Origin of the sequence: Streptomyces sp. NPDC050528 (assembly GCF_044457795.1) — a bacterium.
In the GTDB taxonomy this organism is placed as follows: Bacteria; Actinomycetota; Actinomycetes; order Streptomycetales; family Streptomycetaceae; genus Streptomyces.
The window spans coordinates 28,241-51,955 of record NZ_JBITHH010000012.1 but is presented as its reverse complement, the minus strand read 5'-3'; the positions used below and the strand labels follow the sequence as shown (position 1 = coordinate 51,955).

The following is a 23,715-nucleotide window of genomic DNA, read 5'->3' as shown; positions in this document are numbered from 1 at the left end:
GAGCGAGTCGGTGTTGCACTGCTCTGTGGCCGCCGGAGGCGAAAAGGTTGCCGTCGGACTTTTCGTCGGGTCGGGGCCCAGGAGTCGACAACAGGGGAGAGGTACTCGACGCGGTCGCTGTGACGTCGTCCCCGGTCGCGGACGGCAGGCACCAGGGGCGTTCGCCGTGCGTTCCCGAAGGGCGTGCTCCGGGCCCGCCCGCTGGCGGCGTCCCTGTTCCGCGCCCCGGAGCCGACCACGGCCCGCGCGGGTCCAGCTCGCCCGACACCGACCCGCCGCCGATCCCGTCGGCCTTCGGTGTGCCGACGGGATCGGCGGGGAGGCGATGAGCCAGGTGCGTCGGTATCGCACGTGGCAGCGGCGCCGGAGGTCTGTGCCGGGTCAGAACATGGTGTTGTCGTTCTTGGAGGTGGGTGGGATCACCTGGAGGACGTCCCAGTGTTCGACGATCTTGCCGTCCGCGTCGAAACGGAAGATGTCGATGCCTGCGTACTCCTCGGCGGGCCAGGTCTGGTGGCAGTGCAGGATCACGTGGTCGCCTTCGGCGAAGGCGCGCTTGACCTCCACCTGTTTGCCCGGGTACTCGGCGGCCATGCGCTCGAAGTAGTCGACGAACGCCTGCTTGCCGTCACCGACATGTGGATTGTGCTGAATGTAGGTGTCGCCCGTGTACCGGTCGACGGCCTCCGCGGGGCGGCACTGGTTGAACATCAGGTCGTAGAACGCCTGAGCCGTGGCCTTGTTCTTCTCCGGGTCGCTCATGATGCCACCGTGGGGTCGGGTGCCGGGTGCGGCACGTTGAGTGCGTCGAGCAGGTGACCGGCGCCGACGGGGACGGACAGGGTCCGGCCGGCGAGGTCGGCGGGGGTCTCGGGACGGGTGGGGTTGACGCGCACGAAGCGGGTGTGGGGGTTCTGGCGGGCGAGGTGTTCGCCCGGCCATCGGATGACGCCGGGGGTGTTGAATCCGGCGCCGAATTCGAGGATGAGCACGCGGGTTCCGACGGTGGATGCCAGCCACTCCTGGAGGCGGCGGCCCGCGGGGAGATAGGGGGCGTCGACGAACTCGGGGCCGATACGGACGTTGATCTCGACCTCGCCGCCGCAGTTCGGGCAACTGGGCAGCGAGCCGGTCACGGCGCCGGTGGCCGGGTTGTACGTGGCGAGGAGCTGTGCGACGAGGGGCTGGGTGTCCCAGGTGGCCGGGGTGCAGGGGGCCGTGCACTGGTAGCGGCCGTAGTCGCCCTGCGGGGTGAAGATCCGGTCGGGGTCGAAGCCGTTGCGGGCGAAGAGGGCGTCCACGTTGGACGTCATCACCCAGTGGTCCTTGCCGTCGACGAGCGAACTCAGGCGCTGGTAAAGGGGGTTGGGGTCCGGTGAGAAGCGGATGTCGTCGATGTGGACGGCCCAGTAGCCCCACCACAGCTCGGGTGGCAGCGGCACCCCGACGAGGTAGCGGGAGCGGAGGCCGAGGCGGTGCAGAGCGGGGAAGAGTTCCCGGAAGCGGTCTTTGTCGCCGTAGTCGTATCCGGCGGCGGCGCTGAGTCCGGCACCGGCGGTGATCAGGACGTGGTCGGCTTCGCCGAGCCAGGTGCGTATCGTCCTGGCGGAGGCTTCCAGGTCGAGGGTGGACTTGCTCATCGGGGCTGGTTTCCTTCGGTCAGCGCCTGGAGGTAGGCGGCGTGGTCGTCGTCCGCGTACACGTTGAAGATCACGCGGTCGAGTCGCCCGGGGTGGAGGTCGAGCCACGCGGCCACGGTGTTGAGGGCGGTGCGGGCGGCGGGCGCCTTGGGGTAGCCGAAGACGCCGGTGCTGATGCAGCAGAAGGCCACGCTGCGTAGGCCGCTCACTTCGGCGGCCAGGTCGAGGCAGGCACGGTACGAGGCCGCCAGAGCCTGCTCGTGGTGCGGGAGCACAGGGCCGTCGACGATCGGGCCGACGGTGTGCAGGACGTAGCGGGCGGGCAGGTGGTAGCCGCGGCTGATCTTGGCTGTGCCGGTCGGTTCCGGGTGACCCTGGAGGGACATGACCGTGTGGCAGTCGGCGCGGAGGCGGGGGCCCGCCGCGGAGTGAAGGGCGTTGTCGATGCATGGGTGCATCGGGGCGAAGCAGCCGAGCAGGGCGCGGTTGGCGGCGTTCACGACGGCATCCGCGTCGAGGGTGGTGAGGTCGCCCTGCCACAGCACCGTACGGTCGGCCGCCCGGTACGCGGTGCGGGGAAGCGCATCGCGGACGGTGGGCAGCGAGGTCGCGTCGATGGTGTCGCGCGCCAGGCGTTCGCCGGCCAGGAGCGTGTCCAGTACCTGGATGGTCCCGGTGGGCAGTGGTCCGGGTTCCCGGACCGTCAGCACCGCGCGCAGGAGCCGCCGGGCGGCGGCGTCGTCGATCCCGTCCGCGGCGCCGGGGCGCAACCCGGCCTTTGCTGCCGCCGAGTCGTCGGCCAGCAGACCGAGGGCCTCGCGTACCAGGCCGGCAGACCGGTCGCCCGGGTCGTGGCCGGCGCCGGGCCCGAACGGCTCGTCCAAGGCGATGGCGTTCCGGTAGGCGGCGAGCGGCAGCGGCGTCGGGTACAAGAGGTCCTCCGGGCGGTGAGCCTGCGACGGATCGTCGTGGGACGGGTCTGGCTGGTGGCGCGCCGCCACGCCCTCACTCCCGGTTGGTGAAGGCGCGGCGGCGGGTGAGGACCCCTCAGACGGGTTCGAGGGTTCCGGCGTGGAGCTCGGCGACTCGGCCGTCGCCCGCCTCGTAGGTCCAGAAGGCGTGGACCGTCAGGGCGTTGAGGTTCATGACGTGGGTGACCGTCATGCCGGACCTCTCGGCCCAGCCGAGCATGAACAGGCCGGGGGCCACCTCGGCGGTGTGAAGGGTGACGGTCTCCTCGGAACCCTCGGTCGGGCCGTCGACGGTCTCGTAGCGCAGGGTGGTGCCGTCGGCCGCGTAGGTGTTGCGGAAGACGACCCCGTTGTCGACGCGGAAGACGAAGGTCTTCCCGGCGTAGGTGAGCTCACTCATCGCGTTGTCTCCTCGCGGACTGCGCACGGCTCTAGAACAGGCCGTTGCCGTGGGGCAGTTCGGCCGGGACAGGGGAGATGACGTCCCAGTGCTCGACGATCTTGCCGTCCCGGACGCGGAAGAGGTCGTAGTAGGCGACGGGGACGCCGAACTCGCCCTCGGACTGGAGCAGGACGAACTCGCCCTCGGCGATGACCTTGTGGACGGTCTTGTAGACGAGGTTCTTGCCCTGCTCGGCCCACTTCGCGGCGGCGGCGCCGAAGCCGTCGAGGCCGTCGGCGGCCTCGGGGTTGTGCTGATCGTAGGTCTCGGTGGAGATGTAGTCGGTGAGCACCGAGTAGTCGGCGCCGACCAGGACCTTCTGTGCGAACTCGGCGACCAGGGCTCGGTTGGCCTCGGTCTCCTGGGGCACGGTGACCTCGGTGGGGCCGTCGGTCTGCGAGCGCCCGGAGGCGGTGTCCTCGACCAACGGGGTCAGGGCGTCCCAGTGCTCGGCGAGCTTGCCCTCGGCGTCGACGCGGAAGACGTCGAAGGCGACCAGAGGATCGGGCCCGAAGCCGTGGTAAGTGCCGTGAAGGGCGACCAGATCGCCGTCGGCGATCACCCGGGCGCCCTCGTAACGGAAGCCTTCCGGCAGGCCGGCGACCAGCTGGCGCAGGGCCTCCGGGCCGTCCGCGGCCAGCGCGCTGTGCTGGATGTAGTCGGCGGCGACCCAGCGGTCCACCGCGCTCGGGTCCTTCTGGCCGAAGAGTTCGCCGGCGGCTGTCAGGACGGTGTTCTTGGCGTTGCTCATGACGGATCTCCTTGCGGGGGGCAGATAGTGGAAGGGGAGTTGGGGAGTGGTCGTGTTCATCCGCTGGTCGAGGGCGGAGGTCAGGGATGCGGCTGTGGAGCCCGCGTCGCCCATCTGGTCCGCGCCGTGCGCGGTGTCCAGCAGCAGCGTCGGGTAGGAGCGCACGCGCAGGCGGCGCAGCGTGCGGAAGCCGGAACGGGCTTTCACCCGGCCGGCCGAGGAGCTGAACGTCGAGGTCACGGCGTCCGCGTCCAGGCTGAGCGCGACAGCGATCTCCCGGTAGACCTCTGCGTCGGACAGGCTGCGGCCGTCGACGAACCATGCCCGCTGCACGGCCTCGGTCGCGTCCAGTGCGCTGATGCCGGGCTGATCGTGCAGCGCGGCCAGCCCCGCCGCCGCGGCGACGGAGTCCAGCACGGCCGTCCCCTGCGACAGGGCGCGGTCGTAGCCCGTGCCGAAGGCGACCCCGGTCAGGCGCGTGATGGTGCCGCGTTCGGCCGACAGGTGTGGATAGGCCGCGATCGGCAGCGCCCGGGCGCCGGTGTAGAGGCCGGCCGACACGATGCCGATCCGGATGCGGTGAGCGTTGTCCTCCGCGAAGGTCCGCAGGGTGGGGCCGAAGCCGTAGCACCAGGCGCAGTACGCGTCGAAGGCGTACGTCAGGGAGGCCCGTTCCGCCGAAGGCATCAGGCCTCCTCTCCTACTGCTCTCTTGCTGCTTTCCGACATCGAATGACGCCGGATGGGCTGACAGCTCCAAGTTATGGCTGCTGAACTGCGTGAATCGGATACGCTGGCGACTAGTGATGGTCAAAAACCGACATGATGCCGAGCGAGGGATCCCAGAGATCTCCTTCGCGGCACCCGTAGGAACCCCCGCCGGCGTCGAAGTGCTGGCCCTCGCCGACCTGCGCCACCGCGTCCCCGGAGAGAGGCTCGCCGCCCCCCAGCGCCCGGACTTCCACCACCTGATCGCTCTCACCGGCGGAACCCTCTGGCACACGGTCGACTTCACCGCCTACGCCCTCGAACCCGGCTCATGGCTGTGGGTTCGGCCCGGCCAGGTGCAGCAGTGGGGGGACCTCGCCCACGCCGAGGGCACCCTGGTCCTGTTCCGTCAGGACTTCCTCGACTCGGCCACCACGGCCGGCGCCCGCACCGAAGACCCGCACGCGCCGGTTCTGCGCCGCCCCCAGCCCCAGGACGCCCAGGCCCTGCGACTGGCCGCAGACCATCTCGCCGCCGAGTTCCGGGCCCTGGGACGTCTGCCCCTGGAGATCCACACCGCGGCCCTGCGCCACCTGCTGGCCGTCCTCGTGCTGCGCCTGGCCCACCTCACCGCGCCCGTCGGCAGCCCCGCCCCCGAACCCGACGCCACCTACCTGCGCTTCCGTGACGCGGTGGAGAAGGACTTCGCCCGCACCCGCCGGGTCGAGGACTACGCCGAAGCGCTCGGCTACTCCGCCCGCACCCTGGCCCGCGCCACCCTCGCCTCAACCGGCCTGGGCGCCAAGGAGTTCATCGACCGCCGCGTCGTCCTCGAAGCCAAACGCCTCCTGGCCCACGGCGATCGGAGCGCCGCCCGCATCGCCGAACGGCTCGGCTTCTCCAGCGCCACGCACTTCAGCAAGTACTTCCACCAGCGCACCGGCCAGACGCCGATCGCCTTCCGCGACACGGTCCGCGGACGCACGCCAGACTGAGCCGCATCGCCCGCTGTACGCGCAGTTCGGCGATGGGCGGCGGCGCGACTACTGGTCGTACTTCTCCGCTGTCCGTCGCACCGTGGGGCAGCTGTGCTCCCAGAGAATCGGGGGGCGCTTTCGGCCATAGATCTGACTCCCCGTCAGTTCTCGGTGTTCTCCCCCCGCCCCCACAGGCGGGACGGCAACAGTGAGGTTCCGGCCCAGGACCAGGGCCCATGAGCCGCAGTCTGCCGTCCCCTCATGCCTGAGGAAGCCATGACCCCCACCCCCCACCTCGCCGAACCCGCCGCCCGCGTGGAGCGCCCAGCCCCCTTCCAGCCCGTCGAACGTTCGCTCCTCCCGCACGCCGCCACCACGACGGTGGACATCGTGGTTCCGGTCTACAACGAGGAACGCGCCCTGCCCGGCTGCCTGCGTACCCTCCACGCCCGCCTGTCCCAGGGCTTCCCCTTTCCCTGGCGGATCACCGTCGCCGACAACGCCAGCACCGACGAAACCCTGGCAACCGCCCATCGCCTCGCGGACGAGCTGCCCGGCGTCTGCGTCGTCCACCTGGACCGCAAGGGCCGGGGACTCGCGCTGCGCACGGTCTGGGGGGCCAGTGACGCCGACATCGTGGCGTACATGGACGTGGACCTCTCCACCGGCCTCGACGGGCTCCTCCCGCTGGTCGCGCCCCTGGCCAGCGGCCATTCGGACCTCGCGATCGGGTCCCGGCTGGCTCCCGGCGCACGTACGGTGCGCGGGCCCCGCCGCGAGTTCGTCTCCCGTTGCTACAACGGCGTCATCCGGCTCACCCACGGGGTCCGGTTCACCGACGCCCAGTGCGGATTCAAGGCGGCCCGCACGGAGGTGCTCCGGCCGTTGCTGGAAGTGACCCGCGACGACGAGTGGTTCTTCGACACCGAGTTGCTCCTGCTCGCCGAGCACAACGGACTGCGGATCCACGAGGTCCCGGTCGACTGGGTCGAGGACATCGACACGCGGGTGGATATGGTGAGCACCGCCAGGGAGGACCTGCGCGGCCTGTGGCGGATGGCGCGGCTCAAGGCGTCCGGTGAGGCCCGGGTCGAGGTGGTGCCGCGTCCCGAGCCGGCCGCCGAACACCCCGACGCCGTTCTCGCACCTGCCAAGGGACGCGGCGCGCTGTCGTGGGAGGTCGGCTGTTTCGTCGCGATCGGTGTCCTCTCCACGGCCGGGCAGGCCCTGCTGTACTGGCTGTTGCGCGGTTGGTGGTCTCCGGCTGTCGCCAACCTGATCTCGCTGTTCGTCCTCACTGTCCTGAACACCGAGGCGAACCGTCGCCTCACCTTCCGGCACTCAGCCTCCCCGCCCGTCCGTGTGCACCTCGGTGCCGGGGGCCTGTTCGTGCTCGGCTACGTGGTCACCTCCGCGGCGGTGCTGTGGTTCAAGTGGCTCGATCCCGGCGCCTCACCGGCCGCGGAGACCGCGGTCCTCGCCACGGCGTCCGTCGCGGTCACCTGCGTGCGCTTCGCCGTGCTGCGGCTGGCTGTCTTCGCCGCTCCCCGTAGCCGTACCCGTTGATGAGAGCGAATCCCGACATGAGCAACCACGCGCACATCAGGCCCGCACCGTCGGCATCGGCAGACGAGGGGAGGCACACGAGTACGAGGACGGCCGCCCGCCGACTCCCCGCCTGGGCGGCACCCGCCGCGCTCGGAGCCGTCCTCGTGCTGGCGGCCGTGCTCTACGGCTGGGCCCTGAACTCCCTGGGCTGGGGCAACAGTTACTATTCGGCAGCCGTGAAGTCGATGGGGAAGAACTGGACCAATTTCCTCTTCGGCTCCTTCGACCCCGCGGGCGTCGTCACGGTCGACAAGCCGCCGGCCGCGCTGTGGCCTCAGGTGATCAGCAGCAAGATCTTCGGGCTGCACGGGTGGGCGCTGATCCTGCCGCAACTGCTCGAAGGCGTGGCCGGGGTGCTGGTGCTGCACCGCACCGTGCGCCGCTGGGCGGGGGAGGGGGCGGCACTGCTCGCCGCACTGGTTCTCACCCTGACGCCGATCACCGTGGCCATCAACCGCGACAACAACCCCGACACGCTGCTGGTGCTCCTGCTGGTGTCGGCGGCGTACGCGCTCACCCGTGCGTTGCAGCCCGAAGGGCGGGCTGCGACCTGGTGGCTGTGTGTCAGCGGGTTCCTGACCGGGTGCGGATTCCTCACCAAAATGCTCGCCGCCTGGATGGTGATTCCCGCGTTCGCCGTCGCCTGGCTCGTGGGAGGAAGCGGCGCCTGGATACCGCGGGTGCGGCGTCTGTTGGGCGCGGGAGCCATCCTGGCGGCGTCCTCCCTGTGGTGGGTCGCCATGGTGGCCTTGTGGCCGGGCGACCGACCGTACATCGGCGGTAGCAAGGACGGCTCGGCCTGGGACCTCGTGATCGGCTACAACGGACTGGGGCGGGTCTTCGGCTCCAGCGACGGGACGCCCCAGGGGATGGGCGGATCAGGCGGCGGATTCGGCGGATTCGGCGGTCAACCCGGCCTGCGTCGTCTGTTCGACACACAAGTGGGCGGTCAGGTCAGCTGGCTGCTGCCGGTCTGCGCGATGGCTCTGATCGTCGCGGTCGTCGTCGCTGTACTGCGTCGGCGCGACAGGGTGCCCGACACCGCGGTGCTGCCGGCCTCCGGCTGGTTGCTGTGGGGGATCTGGCTGGTGGTCTGCGCGGCCGTGTTCTCGACCCAGAAGGGCATCTTCCACCCGTACTACACCACCCAACTGGCCCCGGCCATCGCCGCGTTGTGCGGTGGGCTGATGGCCGCCCTCGTCCGCGTCCACCGCGCCGGACTGCGCTGGGCGCCTCAGGTGGGCGCCGCCGCGGTCGTGGTGAGCGCGGCCTGGGCCGTGGTGCTGGTGCGCCGCGAGCCCCACTGGAACGGCTGGCTGGTGTGGCCGGTGCTGCTGGTCGGCGGCGCCGCCGTCGCCCTGTTGGTGTTGTCGCGACGCCGTGGCCGTCTGCTGACGGTCGCCAGTTGTACCGCGGTTGCATCCGCCCTGCTGGCACCGGGAGTCTGGGCGGCGACCGTACCCGCCTCGACCGGCATGGGTGGTGGCTCCAACCCGACGGCCGGTCCGACGACCCTCGGGTTCGGCGGTGGCGGTGGCAGGCCCCCGCAGGGTGCGAACAACGGAGGCTTTCCCTCGGGCATGCCGTCCGGGATGCCGTCTGACATGCCGGGCTTCCCGGGCGGGGGCGCCTCTTCCGGACAGACCGCTGAACCGCCGGCCGGGGGAATGCCTTCCGGCATACCCACAGGGGGAGCGAGTGGTATGCCCGGTGCACCTGAGGGATCGGGTTCGAACGACCGCGCCACACCCTCCTCCCCGGGTGCCGGCTCGGGCGGAGCCCCTGGTGGGCCCGGTGGTGGTGGCGACGCGAAACTCACCGCCGACCAACGCAAGATCCTCCGGTATGCCGTCGAGCACGCACCCGACGCACGTATCAAGCTCGCCGTCGAGGGCGGGGCCCTCACAGCAAGCACCTTCATCCTGGGCACCGATGAGATCGTCATCGGCATGGGCGGCTTCACCAACAGCGACAACGCGCCGTCGGTGGCCCAGTTGACGAAGTGGACCAAGGACGGCGAACTACGCTACATCCTGGGCTCCGGCACGAACGGCGGCGGCCCGGGCCTGTCCGGCGGATACACCAAGCAGCGCTCCGACTGGACCGCCGACCACTGCACCAAGGTTCCGGCGTCGGTGTACGGCGGCACCTCCGGCACGTCGTCCCAGAGCAACGGCGGCGGTGCGATGGGGTTCGGAGGAAGCAGTGTGCTCTACGACTGTGCCGTCAAGTAGCCGTCGCCCGGGCGACGTCGCGATGCGGCAGAACGGACCAGCAGACGAATGACCGAGCAGCCCACAGCCGCGCGGCCGCGACGACGGCTCCTCGTGGTCGAGGACGAGCCCAGCATTCGCACCCTCTTGGAGGCAACACTTCGCCTGACCGGATACGAGGTGAGCGGCACCGACACCGGACAGGCGGCCCTCCGGGAGATCGAACGCCTTCAACCGCATCTCGTCCTGCTCGACGTGATGCTGCCCGACCTGGACGGCTTCGAGGTGACTCGACGGCTGCGGGCGGCGGGTAACGACTGTCCGATCCTTTTCCTGACCGCCCGCACCGGCACGGACGATCGCATCACCGGCCTCAGCGCCGGAGGGGACGACTACGTCGCCAAACCCTTCAGCATCGAGGAGGTGCTGCTGCGCATCGAGGCCATTCTGCGCCGTACGGCGCCCGCCGACGAATGGCAGGTAGTGGAGAGTGTTCTGCGCTATGCCGACATCGAACTCGACGAGGGCGCCCACGAGGTGCACCGTGCAGGGAAGTACATCGCCCTGTCGCCGACCGAGTTCAAGCTCCTGGCCTACCTCCTGTCGAACGCGGGACAGGTGGTGAGCAAGGTCCAGATCCTCGACCACGTCTGGAGCTACGACTTCGCCGGTGACGCCAGGATCATCGAAACGTACGTGCGGTATCTGCGCAGGAAGATCGACTGCGTCGAGCCGCCCCTGATCCACACCGTGCGCGGCGTCGGCTACTGCCTGCGACTTCCCCGCGACCAGGCAGGGACGTCGGACGAGTGACCCGGTTTCTGCCCCGCCCGCCCAAGTCGGTGAGAAGGCGCCTCATCCTCGGCGCCACGCTGCTCGCCACCGCTGCGGTCATGACCTCCCAGGCGATCGGCTATGTGGTGCTCAGCTCCTGGCTGCTGGACCGCGTCGACGAACAGCTCGTCGAGTTCCATCCGCCGGCTCCCGCTTATGACGACGCGCTCCAGGACAGGCTCCCGGACCCGGGACGACGACAGGACGTGCTTCCCTCGGATTTCCACATCTTCTTCTACGACTCCTCCGGGCGCCGTCTGCCCAACTCCCTGGGCTCCGCGACCAAGCCGGAGCCTCGGTTGGCCGATGACGCGACGGATTTGGGACTGCAGGACGGGCATCCCGAAACTGTGCCCGCCATCAGTGGGGACGGCCGTTGGCGGGTGCTGCTGAACTCCGGTCCGGAGGGCATGAGCGCGGTGGTCGCCCTTCCGCTCGACACCGTCGACGGCGCAACGTCGAAGCTCCTGTGGCTGAACGCCGTGTTACTCGCTGTCACGATCGTCGCCCTGATCGCCCTGGGCCGATGGGTGGTTCGGCTGGGACTTCTGCCCCTGACCAGAATGGAACGGACGGCTCAGGACATCACGGCGGGCCGGCTCGACCTGCGGTTGGCCGACACCGATGCGCGTACCGAGATCGGACGACTCGGCCGGGTCCTGAACTCCATGCTCGACCGCCTGCAGAAGGCGTTGGTGGCCCGGGAGACTTCGGAGGCCCGCTTGCGCCGGTTCGTCGCGGACGCCGGGCACGAGCTGCGCACTCCGCTCACCGCCATCCAGGGCTACGCCCAACTCGCTCTTCGCCCTGAACTGCGCTCGGGTCCCGAACGGAACGAGGCCAACCGGTTCATCGCCGAGAACGCCGAACGTATGAGCCTGCTCGTCGACGACCTTCAGTTGCTCGCGACCCTGGACAAAGCGCCCTCCTACCGCAGAGAGCGCGTAGACCTGCTGTCCCTCGCGGCGGACGCCGTCAGCGCCGCCGCCGTCCACAGTGCGTCCCACCCCGTCGCCCTCGGCCCGCTGCGCACCCCGGCGGATCCCGCCGGGACTCAGGAACTCGGCCTCGCGGAGACTGTCGGCGACCCGCATCGATTGCGTCAGATCCTGGAGAACCTGCTCTCCAACGTCCGTACCCACACCCCGCCGGGCACCGGTGTCCAGGTTCGTGTCGGCACGACCGAGGCGGGTCCCGGAACCGGAGGCACGTACCGATCCGGACGCACCACGGTGTCACCTCCGCTGCCGGCAGGGGTGCCGGTCAGCGTGATCGAGGTGGCAGACGACGGACCGGGCCTCGGACCCGTCGAAGCCAAGCTCGTCTTCGAGCGCTTCTACCGCGCCGACCCGGCCCGCTCCCGCATCCGCGGCGGCAGCGGCCTCGGTCTGGCCATCGCCGCGACCATCGCCGAGGGCCACGGTGGTCGCCTCGAACTCGACACGGCCCCCGGCCGCGGCTGCGTCTTCCGCCTGGTCCTGCCCGCAGCCGACTCCGGGCAGGAACCCCGCTGAAGATCCCGCGGTACACGGCCGCCGGAACGAACCCGGCACGTGGTCGACCAGTTGGTCGAACAGGCCGATCGGTGACGGGGCGCCTACTGCATGGGGTGGGCGGAGCCGGTCCCGCGCGATACGGGTGTCGCCCGCGCCCGGTCATCGTCAGTGATCATCATGTCGGGATCGAACATCACGATGGTGCTGGCGATCAGGAGGACGGCGAGCGGGCCGATGAGCATGACCATGAGGAACCTCAGATTGCTGGTCGACTGGTCGATCGCGGTCTTGCCGGTGAGCTGGATGGAGAGTGCGGTTATGCCGATGTAGTGCATGCCGGTCACCGCCACTCCCATGATCAGGCTCGCGCCCACGCTGGACCACAGGGCGTGGATGGAGACCGCTGCCCAAAGCGCCGCCCTGGCGATCAAGATGGTTAAGACGAAGGTGAAGATCACGATGCTCTGCTCCCACGTTCCCCCCTCCGATGCCGGCGTCACTACGAGGGCGACCTCAGAGGATCAGTCCAGAGGTACTTGGGTGTCACTTACCTGTCAAGTTGCAACATCATCAGAACTCTGACCTGGGGTGCGGTAGTTGTATCGACTGGAATTTGCACCCCGTGTGACCTGCCACTACATGATCGTCCTTGACTTGATCATGTTGCTGACCTGGGGTGCGGTATTTCAAACGGAAGATGTTGCAACCCTGTAGGTAAGTTCTTTGAACTTGGAGGATGTGATCGAGCTCGTCGGGACTGTCATGTCCATGGCGTGATTCTGGTAGGGGTGAGGCGCAGCGCGCTGTGAGGCGGGGTGTGAGGGTGTCTGTCAGCCCTTTCTCCGCTCCGTCATCGTGTGTCGGGATTCAGGGCCTGCTGATAGTGCGGCTGGGAGGGCAGTGCCTTGCGCTGCTGGGGGCTTGGGCGGGCGACGGAGCGCGCCTTGCTGTCAGTGACCCCTGCGACACTTGGAGTGGAGCACGATCGGCAAGGGAGATACCTCGTGGCTCGAAGCAGCGGATTCAAGATCAACAGGCAGGGTATCCGGCAGATGATGGGGGAGATCCAGCGAGAGATGGATAAGTACCCGGTCACTGCCAGGGTGCAGGCCGACCCTGATGTGTCCTTCGGTGACACGAACGTCTTCAACGGCCCGGTCATCCATGGCGACGTCCGCGGTTCCCAACTGGCCTGGGGCAACAACTCCGTGAACCAGAGCCAGGATCAGAGCAAGCCGATCGCCCCGGGCTTCGAGGCCATCGCCCAGGCCGTAGTGGACACGTTGAGGCAGCTCCCGACCCTTGGCGTGTCGGACGAGGACCTGGAAGATGCCTCGGCGGTCGGCGAGGAGGTACTCAACGAGGTCGTACAGCCTGAGCCGGACCGTGGCGTGATCCGGCGCGCTGTGGCCGCGCTCAAGGGCTACCTTGCGCCGATCGCCACAGGTGCGGTCACAGCCGGGGCTGTGACCGGGGGCGAGGAAACCGCACGGGTCCTGATCGAACGCCTCAGCACCGTCCTGTAGGCCCAAGCCTGGTCAGTCTGCTGATGCCGCTCTGCCAACTCCGTCGGCGCGGCACGCGTTCTTCCGCACTGAGGATGCTGTGTCCGGCGCACGCTCGGCCTCAGGCTTCAGGCCTCGCCCTTGGTGCCGGAGCTTGGCGCTGGGGCCCTGCTCAGGCGTCTCGTTGCTGTCCCGCGGGTAGTTGGAACGTAAGGTGCCCACGTGCGTTACTCGGTGTGGGACAAGCAGATCAGGGACAACTTCGATCGCAGGCAGCTGCCTCATCAGCAAAGGAGCTTTCTCGAGGGACTCCTGCGCTGCCTCGAACCAGGCGCCTACCTCAGTGAGCATGTCTCCACCGCCAACAGCACCGTTGTTGCCCTGACTCGAGCGCACCAAGCCCTGGACGGCCACGCAGCCGGCGGACAGCCGCAACTCGGACTCCTCAAACGGTGCCTGAAAACGGCTGCCTCCACTGTGGACGCAGGGCTTCCGGTCCACCAGGTGCTGGGCGGTGGCCAGCAGGCGACACAGGCCCACGACTTGCTCGCCTCGCTCCCCGCTCTGCTCACTGGCACGACCAGCAAGGCCACCGCCGCCACGTACGCTCCGCAGGTCCACGCTCATATCGGCCCCATTGCCGCCCACATCCGTACCTGGGTGACCTCCCTGTGGGACGGCCCTGTTCTACCCCCCCGACGTGTTGGCGCGAGCCAGGGGAGAGGTTGCTGCGCTCATCACCTTGGAGGGACGAGATCCCCGCTCCCTGCACGTTGACCTGATCCGGAAGGGATCCAGGGCTGTCCACGACGCTGCCTCGATCACGGCAGTACTGTGGCCGGCCCCGCGTACCTACCGCGTTGCGGTTGTCGTCGAAGGGGCACACCAACTCGAGCATCTGGACCAGCTCCTTTCCGGAGCCCGGCAAAGCCCGCTCCATGCCTCCCACCCCATCACCGTGGGAGCCAAAGAACTCACCGCCTATGCTGCGGCCATCACGGGCCCTGCGGTCATGGTCGACCTTCCCGTGACAGCCGGCGACCCGGCCACCGCCGTCGCCAGGGCGCGGCGGCAGATCAGTGAAGCCCTCGACCAGTACGCCGCCGGACAGCGGCTGGTCGACCTGACTGTGGGCCGTCGGGCCGTCACCGCCGCCGCCGATACCCGCCTGGAACAGCACAACCTCACCAGCGCCTCGATATCCATTGCGCGCCCACTCACCACCCACTGGCCCGTCTCTCTGCGCCCGGCTCTGCGCAGCGCGCATCTTGCTGCCCGGCTCGACGCTCCGATGGCCAGCTCCGTGCTTGCCTGGAGCGCCATCGACTCTCTAGGAGTTGAGTCCACACAACTCGAACTGGTTGCAAAGGCCTGCGCCCTGCATTCCATCCGCCAGCAACTCATCGGCCTCTACCAGACGGTCACGGACTCGGCGCTTAACCACCTGCGCTCCGCGCAGATGCGCCTGTCCCACGACAGGCGTGCCCTGGCCAAACTGGAACGGGCGATGAGGCACACGCAGGAGCACGCCCAACTCGCGGCACGCGCAGCACACACACTACTGACCGAGCGGGCACGTCAGACACGTGAGCAAGTGGTGTCTCAGGAACAAGCGGTGCGTGCGCTGGAACAGACAGTGACCTCTCATGCTGCCGTACTCCGCAGAGTCCTGCTGGGCGGCGGTGACAACGACCAGCCGCTCAACCTCAGCAGTTGGATGCTCGACGTCAACGGCTGGCTCGACGTCCTCCTGCCCCCACGTCCCCAGACCGTGCGCGATGTACTGGACGCACAAGCGGCGATCGACGCTCTGGGCCGGCAGGCCGGAGGCTACGCTCAGGACGCCCTGACACTATGGCGTGCCCGCCTGGCCGACCCCAAGCTTCTCGCCGGCTGGCTCAAAGACCAGCAGGACGTCCTTCACGCACTGCTCGAGTGGCTCTACGCCACACGTAACAGTGCTATCCACCGCGGGCAGTTCACGGCCCCAGCGGACGCCATGACCGCACATGCCGCACGGGGGGTCGTCGACATGCTGCTGGAGTTCCTGGGCAACTGGCACAAGATCCAGTACTCCCAGGGTGTGGCAGAAACCGATGCCCTGGACGTCATTGGCGAACTGGCCGACCGTAAAGACGACCTGGCTGACCACCTGGACCAAGCGCCCTTGTGCCATCCGCTCAACCTCGACTCCGTCACAGGACCGGGAGTTGACTGCTGGAACCGCCCATAGCTCTTCCCTGTCAGGTGTCGATGGTGATGCCGTAGTCGGTCGCCAGGCCCGCCAGACCGGTGTCGTAGCCCTGCCCGACGGCACGGGCCTTCCATCCGGTTGTGTGGCGGTAGAGCTCCACCGCGATGGTGACGGTCTCACCCGAGGAGAAGGGTCCCGGGGCGAAGGACAGGTGGGCTCCGGACGCCTGGGTGATGCCTGCTTGCCAGAGGGTGTACTGGTCGAACACCGCGACGGGTTGCGCTTCGAGGTCAATGCTGACGATGACGGCGATCGTTACGACGTCGTCAGGGACGAGGCCCAGGTCGGCGGTGACGGTGCCCCCGCCGACGCTGACCCCGTCCTGGCTGGGGTGGTTGTAGAAGACGAGGTCGTGGTCGCTGCGTACCTTGCCGTTGCGGGTGAGAAGAACAGCGGACACATCAACGGGTGCGCCGGTGGCGGTGATGCGGACCGTGGTCGGCTCGGTGTGTACAACTGTGTTGGTTCCCTTCGCCAGCAGGCGCCGCGTGCCGTTCTCCTCGGTGAGAGGCGGCGGGTCGGTGGGGGAGTGGGGCATGGCCGAGGGTGGACTGGTGCGGGTGAGCATGGCGAGAACATGCTGGAGAACGGGCCAGCCTTTGGTTTCTTCGCCAGGCCAGGGCCAGGTCAGCCGCTGGGCGCCGAACTCCTTGGCGGTCGGCGGCCGCCCGAGTGCCTCCTGTAACTGGAGGTAGCGCAGGCTTTCGGTGGCCAGGCGGCTGAGCTGCCACTGCCGTTGGGTTTCCTCCGGGTTGTTCACCCAGGTGTTGTGGTCGACGGGCTTGCCGCCTAGCTCCTGATATACCCGGCGGGCGAAGTCGTAGCCGTCGCCGGCCAGCAGGCGGGCGGGCCGCTCCTGCGGGGAAGATGCCGGCTCGCCGATGGCTGTGTACAACGCTCCCAAATCACCGCCCGTCCAGTGGTTGGCTGCCGTGGTGGCGAACCGGGCGAACTGGGCCAGCGTGGGGGGAGGCCCTTGGCGGCGACGACGCGGTGATGCTGGTGGGCGACCTCCTCCAACTCGGAGCGCCAGCGGCTCTCCACGAAGGCACCGAGATACTGCTCGGCCCAGGCCCGTCGGTGCCGGGTGATGAGATCCCGCACTCGCTCGAAACCGTCCCGGCGGGCGCCGTGACTCATGCTGGAGGTGAACGTCACCTGCCCGTACGAGGTCTCGACCGTACTGTCCTCGCTGTCGGTGATCTCCTCCTCCGGCCCCAGCAACTCTTCAGCGGCTTGCAGCTCGCGGAAGAAGACGGCGTCCACCGGGCATCCAGCCGCGCGCAGCGCGGCCAGCGGCCTGCTGTAGTAGCGGTCGACACGGTCCAAGGAGGTACGCGAGTAGGGACCTTCACACACGAACCACGCGGTCAAGGCCACGCCGTGCCAGAACTCGGCCGCGGGACCGAGGGCTTGGGCCATGGTCTGGTGCGGGCGCGGGTTGCTGACGATGCTGCCGGGGTACCGCTGGAGCGTCACCCTCTCCCACAGCCGCCCCACCCGTTCGAGGACATCGGCGGGCAGACGCTGCCGGTACAACTGGGGGGTGAACCCCTGCTCGATCCTGGACAGCATCATCAGGTCCTGATCGACCAGGCCCCACAACGACGGCATTCCCCGTGACTGGACGGCATGCGCCTGGTCGAAGCCCGCCCACCAGTCGCGCAGGGCCGCAGCCCGCTCCTCCACCGGGGACACGGCACTGCCGCCGCCGAGGAAGGCCGCGAGCATCGCATGGACCTCGTCCTCCGCGATCCCCGCCTCGGCAGCCATGCCGGCCGTCTGCGCGGTCATGCCGACGTACAGACGCGGCTCGGGCAGAGCGGTGATGATCTCCTCATCCGGGTGCGGGGGAGCCTGAAGGTAATCCAGCACAGCCAGCCAGTCGCCCCCGAAGTACGCGGAGACGACCGGCTGCAGCTCTTTGGTCAGCACCCGGCGCGCCAGGGCCGTTCCCGTCTTGGCCTTCTTGGCGAAACCAGCCATCAGCTCTTGCAACCGCTGGATCCGGTGACGTGCAGCAAGCTGCACGAGGTCGGCGGCGGCAAGGGTGTCCAGCAAATCCAGGCGGGCCTGCTGCTGTCCCGCACGGTCCAGTTGGTGCCAGCCGCCGCCGAAGCGGAAGGCTTCCAGCGCACTCTCGTCGACGCCCAGCAGCCGGTAACGCTCCTCGATGACTGCCCAGAACCGCTGCTGTTCTGTGCGAGGGAAGATCTCTCCTGCCGCTCGCAGTCGGATGGGCTGAAGCAGTGCGTCGAACAGCGGCACCAGCAGCGCCCACAGCAGCACCGTGTCCCAGCCCTCCACAGCGGTGAGGCGGGCGGTGTCATCGGCGGCCAGCGTCAGAGCGTGGCCGGGGCGTTCACGCAGCAGATACGGCAGGTTGACTGCCCCCGCCTTGACCGAGAGTTTCTGCGGCAGGTACCACGCGCCGAGCCGCTGCTGCTCCTGGGCCCCGAAGGCGTTGGCGCAGAAGACTTCTTCTTCCCGGGTGAGGGCCGTCACCTTGGCGGTGTCCGGCGTCTGGCGTCCTCGGCCGGGGACCACGGTGGCCACCGGCCGTCCGGCGAGCCCTGTGGCCAGCAGTCCGGCCGCCAAGGCGTCGATATCGGCGAACCGTTGCTCTTGTCCGGCCGCCCGCTCCAGGGCGAGTGCCTGCCCGGGACTACATTCCACAGCCGGCTGCCACCAGCGTGTCGGGTCACTGGCCACCGGTCAGCCTCCGCATGTACTCGACGAACTGCTCAAACGGCACCGGCGCAGCAGTGCTCTGCGCATAGACGGCGTAGCGCTGGGCCATCAGCTGCATCTCCCGCTCGCTCCTTCGTGCCTCCACACGATCCAGCCCGTGCACCACGCGCTGCTCGACGCGTCCCCGCTCGTACAGCACGAACGCGTCCACCCCGCCCAACCCTCCACCGGCCCCCTCCGCGCCGCCGCCGGTGAGATCCCCTTCCAGAGTGGTGGCGTCGATCAGCGGGACATCCAGGAGCACAGCGGGATCCATGTCGTTGTCCGCGCACATGGCCTCCAGATGCTCCTCCAGGCCGAGTTCGGCATGGCAGACCACGTCCAGGTACTGCCGGTCGGCAGACACCGAGGTCTGGCGCAGGACGCGGACACCACGGCCGACGAACTGGTAGAACTCGCCGAAGCTGCCATAGGGGCGCAGCGGCACGACCACGGTGATCGGCGGGAAGTCGTAGCCTTGGCCGAGCATCCGCAGCTGCACGATGCCCTGCAAATCCCCGGCGTCGGACTCGAAGCGCCGCCGGGTGGAGGCGATCGCGGAGGCGGGCATGCTGTGGTGCAGCGTGGCGCAGGGGATCCCGTACTCCTCGGCGATCCTCGCGATCTGCTCAGCATGCGCCTGGCCCATCGCCGCGAACAGCACCCTCGGCTTGACGGGCGCAAGCAGCTTGGCCTGGACATCCAGACACGCCCGCGTCACGGCCATCACCTGGCGGATCGGCGCCTCGGACTGCGCGGTGATGCGTGCCATCTTCCGCTCGTCGCCCAGCATGGCCAGCAAAGCATCACGGCCCACGATCTGCTCGCGCCGCCCGTCCGGCCACACCGCCTCATACACCGTCGACGCCACCTCGGGAGCGAACCGGTGCACCCGCAGGTTCTTCGCCGACCCGTCCGCGACGGAGTCCACCAGCCGGTAGCGGTAGACGACATCGGCGTCGATCGGCTTGCCGTCCAAACGCTGGAAGCACGCCGACATCAGTAGGGTGCGCGCACCCTGGAAGTGGGCGAACAATCGCTGGTAGGAGGCGCTGGCCGCGATGTGCGCCTCGTCGACGACGATGAAGTCGATGTCGTCCGGCTCCAGCTTGGCCAGCAGGTCCCCGTGCCTGTCGCCCGTGCCCAGCGCATGGAAGTTCGTGACCAGGATGTCCGCGTCCAGCAGCCGCTCACGGCTGACCTGGCTGATCTGCCCGTCGTCCGCGTCCAGGACGAGCGTGGCTGGCGGGCGGGCACCGGGCAACAGCGGTCCGCCCGCCAGTCCGTACAGGACGTTACCCGGCATCCCCGGATCGAGGGCCTTGGCGAAAGTCCCCCGGATGACCGAGCCCGGGGTCACCACCAGCGCCCGCCGGCTGCTGAACGACAGCGCGGCCGCCACCCCCAGGGCTGTCTTGCCCGACCCCACCGCCATCACCGCAGCCGCGTGCTGGCCGGCGCAGGCGTAGTAGTTCGCCAACGCGGCCAACGCCTCGTCCTGGCACGCCCGCAGCGGCGCCCGGTCCACCTGGGCGCGCACACCGGCGAAGTACGCCCCGCCCGACGGCAGTTCGGCACAGCGGGGCGGATCGGCCGCCCGCATCGGGTCGCCGGCCATGTCCGGGATCTCGATACGCGGCACGGCAGTCACCAGCGGCGCCAGGAGCGGATCCTGTCGCAGCAGCGCCTGCAACTGGGCCACACAGCGCGCAGTGTCCACGCGGACCGCATCGTAGGAGAAGCGCAGCACCGTCAGGCCCGTGGCGGCCAGATCGTTCTGCCGCAGCCGGTCGTAGGTGAACGCGGCCCGGTCACTGTGGAAGGCGAACCCGTCCAGTTCGACGGCCAACCGCAACGACTCACCCGCGATCAGGTAATCCAGCCGGTAGGCACGCTCGTTCACGGTGACCGGGTGCTGGCTGTGCACCCGCGAAACGATCGACGCATCCACGGCCGGTGTGAGCACCCACCGTAAGAACGCCTCCTCCAGATAGGAGGAGGCGGGGATCAGCCGCTCCAGCCGAGCACTCATACCGGTCCGCTCCTTGCCGCCTCGGCGACCAGCGAACCGGCCTTCTCCGACAGCCGGACCGACACGTCCTCACCCTGCCCGAAACGGGCCAGCCGCCGTGCCAGCTCGAGCGCTTCCGTGATAGCGCCCTCGCGCTCCAGCAGAGCGATCAATCGCGGCACAGACGTCACCCGCACAAACGTCACCGGAGCATCGGCGGTCTCGTCGAAGGACACTGCCTGCGGGGCGGCCTCCATCAACTCCAGATCCAGCAGGGCGAACACCTCGAGCAACTCAAGGCCTTCAGGGGCCGCACGCCGCGCACTCCACAGTCGATCGACCGCGCCTTGCAGGACGAAGTGGTAGTCCATGGCCGCACCCGGAAGCTCCAACGCCTCCCAGACACAGGTGACCAACTCGGCCCCGTGCGCGTCGAACGGCACATGCCGACTGGCTGGCGTCGCAGATGTACTGCCCTCGGCGGTCGGCCACATCGGCGAGCCGTACGACGCATCGGGCCGAACCCCTGCTCCCGGCAACGCCTCACGCACGACACCTGGACTACCGGCAAAGGCAATGCCGGGGATCGCCGCCATACGCTCAAACCACGCCTTCACATTCCCCCTTCATACGCGTACAGGCCCCGCAGCCCCACCTGCCGTGTAGCGGCCCCACCCACCCCTGAAACAGCTCATTGTCACAGGGACGGACACCTCACCAACAGGGCACCACGCACTACGCACGCTTGCGCCTCATGAGCGCAGGGGGTGAGGGGATTTGCTCCGAGTCTCGTGCAGAGCTTCTGCTGCTCGGTCACCGTGCTTCGTCCGCCACGGCCTGTCCGGCGGAGAGGCGGATCAGGGCACTGCGGGCGCTGGGATACCCGGACTGGGCGGCCCGCTGATACCACGTGGCGGCTTCGTCGAGCCGTCCGCTCTCATCCAGAATCTCGGCCACGAGCAGCTCAGCTCCCAGGTACCCGTCGTTGGCCAGGGGAGTGAGCCAGGCCACCGCCTCGTCGGCCTGGCCCGCTTTGAGCATCAGGTCGGCTGCGCGTCCCAGGGCTCCTGGGCGGCCGAGGTCGGCCAGGCGGCGCAGCCATTGCGTGAGGTCGGTGTCCTGACCAGTTTGAGTGAGCAGGGCGATCGCGGTGTCGAGGATGTCGAGGTCCGTCTGCTCCGCGAGTTGTTTGATCCAGACGGCGGCTGCGGCGGACTGGCCCTGGCCGAGCATGACATCGACGACGGTGTACACAGAGAGAAGGTGGCCTTGGGCGGCTGCCGCGCGGTACTCCTCCAAGGCATCGTCGACGCGCCCGAGCTGATGCAGCAACCCTGCGGCCTTTCTGCGGGCCGTCACGAAGGCGCCGTTGTCTGCCGCGAGCTGGTACATGGTGAGCGCTTCGGCGAGTTGGCCCGAATTGTTGAGGGTCTCTGCGGCTTCCCACGCTGCCGCGTGGTCCCCGGCCTGTGCTGCTTTGAGGAGGAACCTCAGGTGGTCCGTGTCATGCATGGTGCGCGCAGAGCGGCCGAAGGCGAACAGATCCTCGGGACGGGCGTGCCGGAACGCCGCTTCCCACAGAGCCATGGGAACGTTCCTGCCGTACCGGGTTCCGCGGCGGTGCTGCTCCAGGTAGTCGGCCAGCCGGTAGTGAGGGGTGTCGAAGGCTGCCTGTCCCGGCCGGGGCTTGATCCGGGTGAGCGCGCCGCGGGCTCCATGGCAGGGCTGTGCGGTGTAGGCCAAGGCTTCCTCGAACCAGTCGTCGTTGCTCTGGTCCCACTCCTGGTCGGTGAGGTAACCGGGTGCGGCAGTTTCGAGAAGGGGGTGGGGAAGGGCGAGACCATTACCCAGCAGGCGTGCATCCATGGCTGCTTCCAAAACAGCTCGTGCAGTGGGAGGGGCGTTGTGGTACCGCTCCAGCAGGGACGGTGCCCCGGCCAGGTACTGCGTGACCTGGCCGTCCGTGGCCCGTGCGGCGGCGTAGAGCAGGCGAGGGTCGCGGGCGCCGTCACGTTGGAGAGTGGCCAGGTCCGCTTTTGAGAACGCTGCGGGTACGGAGATGTTGGTGCCCGCCAACAGCTTCCTCGCCTGTTCGTGGATGTCTGGCGACTGAGGCTGGGGCAACGCGGTGAGCGTGTCCCAGTACTCGGGCCAGATGGTGCCCAGCACGATGACGGGGCGGCGGGCTTGATCCTGCAGTAGTGCCCGGAGGCCGGCAACCACGCGCTCGCCCAGGGCACCGGTCGAGGGCAGCAGATAGTGCTGGGCCTCATTCAGCCAGACGACGGTGCGCGGACCGACCTTCTGCATATCGGCCAGTGCGGCCTCGGGCCGTGTGGGATCGAAGGGATGCCATAGCCGCCAGCTCTCTCCCAGTGCCTGAACAGCTTCCCAGCAGGCCCGGGTCTTGCCGCAGGACGAGCCGCCCACCAGCATCGCCATCCCGCTGTGTCCGGCTTCGGCCCGGCGGATCAGCTCACGAAGACGCCCATCGTGAGCCCGGGGGATGTAGGCGGTGAGGGCAGGCAGAGAGGACACGGCGTAACTCAGACGCCGGTCCTGAAGCCAGTTCGTCCCGGGCGTCGCGTCAACGCTGTGGTGGACTTCCAGGTCGAACGGGTCCAGTTGCGAGATGGCACGGCCCACGGCCGCCGCTGCCCGATGTTCACCCAGCACGGCTTCGGCCTGGGCCCGCTGTACCCCGGCACGCACCGTCTCCGCCCGGTGCCGTGCTACGGCCGCATGCTCTTCACGCCACCACAGGGGATCAAGAAGATGCGCTTCGGAGGAAACCGGCTCGAACCCCTCGGCCACTGCTGCGGTGCGCAACTGCTCCACCACCTTGGCCAGAGCGTCGACCTGCTGGGGAAACCGGCTCCCGTCGAGCCATGCCGCGATCGTCGTGGCTACCGGCCCACCAGCGCCCCGCGACAAGGCCCGCAGACTGACCCGGCGGGCCAAATATGTGCCATGGATCGCACCAAGCCGCTGGAGGCCGGCGAAGAAGGCGTCCTCGCCACCTGCATCCACTGTGCTGTCCACCCCCTCGATGTCCCAGACGACACAGCTGGACATCCGCGAACTCTACGTCTCCTCAGCAGGGTTGCTGTGCGCATGCGCTCAACCGGTCACTGAATGGCTGCTGGACACGCCCTTGGACAGACAGCGTGGCTGCCAGGCCACACCAGGGCCTCACCTCCATCACCAACCCCAGGAGCTTTCCATGGGCATGAGTTCATCCCTGTCGATCAGCCTGATCATCCCCGGAACACTCGGTCTGGTTGCCGTTGCTCTCCTGTATCTCGGTGTCGTTCTCCCCACCATCTGGTCCCGCCGTCCCGCTCGCCGCGCTGCTGCTCACCGCACCCTCGGCATGCTGCTGCGGGCACACAAGGGGTCTCGTCTCAACAGGTGATAGGAGGCGGTGAAACGGAGGCCAGCTGCCTCGCAGGATCGTGTCCCTTGTCGTGGGGGGGGGGGCGCGCCGGGGGGGGGGGCCCCCCCCCCCCGCCCCCCCCCGCGCGCGGGCCCCCCCCCCCCGCCCCCCCCCCCCCCACCCACACGAGAAACAACCCC

The 23,715-nt window shown here is 68.8% G+C and carries 19 protein-coding genes and 1 pseudogene; 8 read left to right on the top strand and 12 right to left on the bottom strand.

Features of this window, described 5'->3' with window-relative positions:
- Positions 1–381: 381 nt before the first annotated feature.
- The 6 genes and pseudogenes from ACIBK4_RS35605 to ACIBK4_RS35580 form a co-directional block, all read right to left on the bottom strand.
- Positions 382–762, bottom strand: coding sequence for a nuclear transport factor 2 family protein (locus ACIBK4_RS35605; protein ID WP_399001572.1), 381 nt, complete (start codon positions 760–762; stop codon positions 382–384).
- The gene (locus ACIBK4_RS35600) at positions 759–1,640 is read right to left on the bottom strand and encodes an NAD-dependent protein deacetylase of SIR2 family (RefSeq protein WP_399001570.1); all 882 of its coding nucleotides are present in this window, start codon (positions 1,638–1,640) and stop codon (positions 759–761) included. The genes ACIBK4_RS35605 and ACIBK4_RS35600 overlap by 4 nt, the downstream gene beginning before the upstream one ends.
- Positions 1,637–2,572, bottom strand: coding sequence for a protein-ADP-ribose hydrolase (locus ACIBK4_RS35595; RefSeq protein ID WP_399001568.1), 936 nt, complete (start codon positions 2,570–2,572; stop codon positions 1,637–1,639). The genes ACIBK4_RS35600 and ACIBK4_RS35595 overlap by 4 nt, the downstream gene beginning before the upstream one ends.
- Positions 2,573–2,687: 115 nt before the next feature.
- On the bottom strand, positions 2,688–3,011 hold the full coding sequence (locus ACIBK4_RS35590; RefSeq protein ID WP_399001566.1) for a MoaF-related domain-containing protein: 324 nt from the start codon (positions 3,009–3,011) through the stop codon (positions 2,688–2,690).
- A 31-nt stretch (positions 3,012–3,042) separates the two neighbouring features.
- Positions 3,043–3,804, bottom strand: coding sequence for a nuclear transport factor 2 family protein (locus tag ACIBK4_RS35585; protein ID WP_399002173.1), 762 nt, complete (start codon positions 3,802–3,804; stop codon positions 3,043–3,045).
- A 123-nt stretch (positions 3,805–3,927) separates the two neighbouring features.
- Positions 3,928–4,491, bottom strand: a pseudogene (locus ACIBK4_RS35580) (DsbA family protein); the annotation flags it as partial.
- A gap of 118 nt (positions 4,492–4,609) precedes the next feature.
- On the opposite strand from ACIBK4_RS35580, the gene ACIBK4_RS35575 reads away from it, so the two are divergent.
- The 5 genes from ACIBK4_RS35575 (at position 4,610) to ACIBK4_RS35555 (ending at position 11,657) form a co-directional block, all read left to right on the top strand.
- Positions 4,610–5,506 carry a helix-turn-helix domain-containing protein gene (locus ACIBK4_RS35575; protein ID WP_399001564.1) on the top strand — a complete coding sequence of 299 codons (897 nt, stop codon included), beginning with the start codon at positions 4,610–4,612 and terminating at the stop codon, positions 5,504–5,506.
- A 258-nt stretch (positions 5,507–5,764) separates the two neighbouring features.
- Entirely contained in the window at positions 5,765–7,054 is a 1,290-nt protein-coding gene (locus ACIBK4_RS35570) for a glycosyltransferase (protein ID WP_399001562.1), read from the top strand.
- A 17-nt stretch (positions 7,055–7,071) separates the two neighbouring features.
- Positions 7,072–9,330 (top strand): glycosyltransferase family 39 protein, encoded by a 2,259-nt coding sequence (locus ACIBK4_RS35565; protein ID WP_399001560.1) that lies wholly within the window; start codon positions 7,072–7,074, stop codon positions 9,328–9,330.
- A gap of 48 nt (positions 9,331–9,378) precedes the next feature.
- Complete coding sequence (locus tag ACIBK4_RS35560) at positions 9,379–10,122, top strand: response regulator transcription factor (protein WP_399001558.1); 744 nt, start codon at positions 9,379–9,381, stop codon at positions 10,120–10,122.
- A complete protein-coding gene (locus tag ACIBK4_RS35555; protein WP_399001556.1) occupies positions 10,119–11,657 on the top strand; it encodes a sensor histidine kinase in 1,539 nt (512 codons plus the stop codon). The genes ACIBK4_RS35560 and ACIBK4_RS35555 overlap by 4 nt, the downstream gene beginning before the upstream one ends.
- Positions 11,658–11,740: 83 nt before the next feature.
- On the opposite strand, the gene ACIBK4_RS35550 is transcribed toward ACIBK4_RS35555, so the two are convergent.
- Complete coding sequence (locus ACIBK4_RS35550; RefSeq protein ID WP_399001554.1) at positions 11,741–12,097, bottom strand: hypothetical protein; 357 nt, start codon at positions 12,095–12,097, stop codon at positions 11,741–11,743.
- A gap of 546 nt (positions 12,098–12,643) precedes the next feature.
- On the opposite strand from ACIBK4_RS35550, the gene ACIBK4_RS35545 reads away from it, so the two are divergent.
- Both ACIBK4_RS35545 and ACIBK4_RS35540 read left to right on the top strand, forming a co-directional pair.
- The gene (locus tag ACIBK4_RS35545) at positions 12,644–13,165 is read left to right on the top strand and encodes a hypothetical protein (RefSeq protein ID WP_329347233.1); all 522 of its coding nucleotides are present in this window, start codon (positions 12,644–12,646) and stop codon (positions 13,163–13,165) included.
- A gap of 937 nt (positions 13,166–14,102) precedes the next feature.
- Positions 14,103–15,377, top strand: a complete 1,275-nt coding sequence (locus ACIBK4_RS35540) for a hypothetical protein (RefSeq protein ID WP_399001551.1) — start codon at positions 14,103–14,105, stop codon at positions 15,375–15,377.
- A 10-nt stretch (positions 15,378–15,387) separates the two neighbouring features.
- On the opposite strand, the gene ACIBK4_RS35535 is transcribed toward ACIBK4_RS35540, so the two are convergent.
- From ACIBK4_RS35535 to ACIBK4_RS35515, 5 genes are all read right to left on the bottom strand, one after another.
- Entirely contained in the window at positions 15,388–16,293 is a 906-nt protein-coding gene (locus ACIBK4_RS35535) for a TerD family protein (protein ID WP_399001549.1), read from the bottom strand.
- On the bottom strand, positions 16,188–18,110 hold the full coding sequence (locus tag ACIBK4_RS35530) for a hypothetical protein (RefSeq protein ID WP_399001547.1): 1,923 nt from the start codon (positions 18,108–18,110) through the stop codon (positions 16,188–16,190). The genes ACIBK4_RS35535 and ACIBK4_RS35530 overlap by 106 nt, the downstream gene beginning before the upstream one ends.
- The gene (locus ACIBK4_RS35525; RefSeq protein ID WP_399001545.1) at positions 18,100–20,160 is read right to left on the bottom strand and encodes a DEAD/DEAH box helicase family protein; all 2,061 of its coding nucleotides are present in this window, start codon (positions 20,158–20,160) and stop codon (positions 18,100–18,102) included. Before ACIBK4_RS35525 ends, ACIBK4_RS35530 begins: the two co-directional genes overlap by 11 nt.
- Entirely contained in the window at positions 20,157–20,735 is a 579-nt protein-coding gene (locus ACIBK4_RS35520) for a hypothetical protein (RefSeq protein ID WP_399001543.1), read from the bottom strand. Before ACIBK4_RS35520 ends, ACIBK4_RS35525 begins: the two co-directional genes overlap by 4 nt.
- Before the next feature lie 217 nt (positions 20,736–20,952).
- Positions 20,953–23,214: a tetratricopeptide repeat protein gene (locus ACIBK4_RS35515; protein ID WP_399001541.1), complete on the bottom strand. Its 2,262-nt coding sequence runs from the start codon at positions 23,212–23,214 to the stop codon at positions 20,953–20,955.
- 154 nt (positions 23,215–23,368) lie between these two features.
- Here ACIBK4_RS35515 and ACIBK4_RS35510 point away from each other — a divergent pair, with 154 nt between their 5' ends.
- Positions 23,369–23,554, top strand: a complete 186-nt coding sequence (locus tag ACIBK4_RS35510) for a hypothetical protein (protein WP_399001539.1) — start codon at positions 23,369–23,371, stop codon at positions 23,552–23,554.
- Positions 23,555–23,715 lie beyond the last annotated feature (161 nt).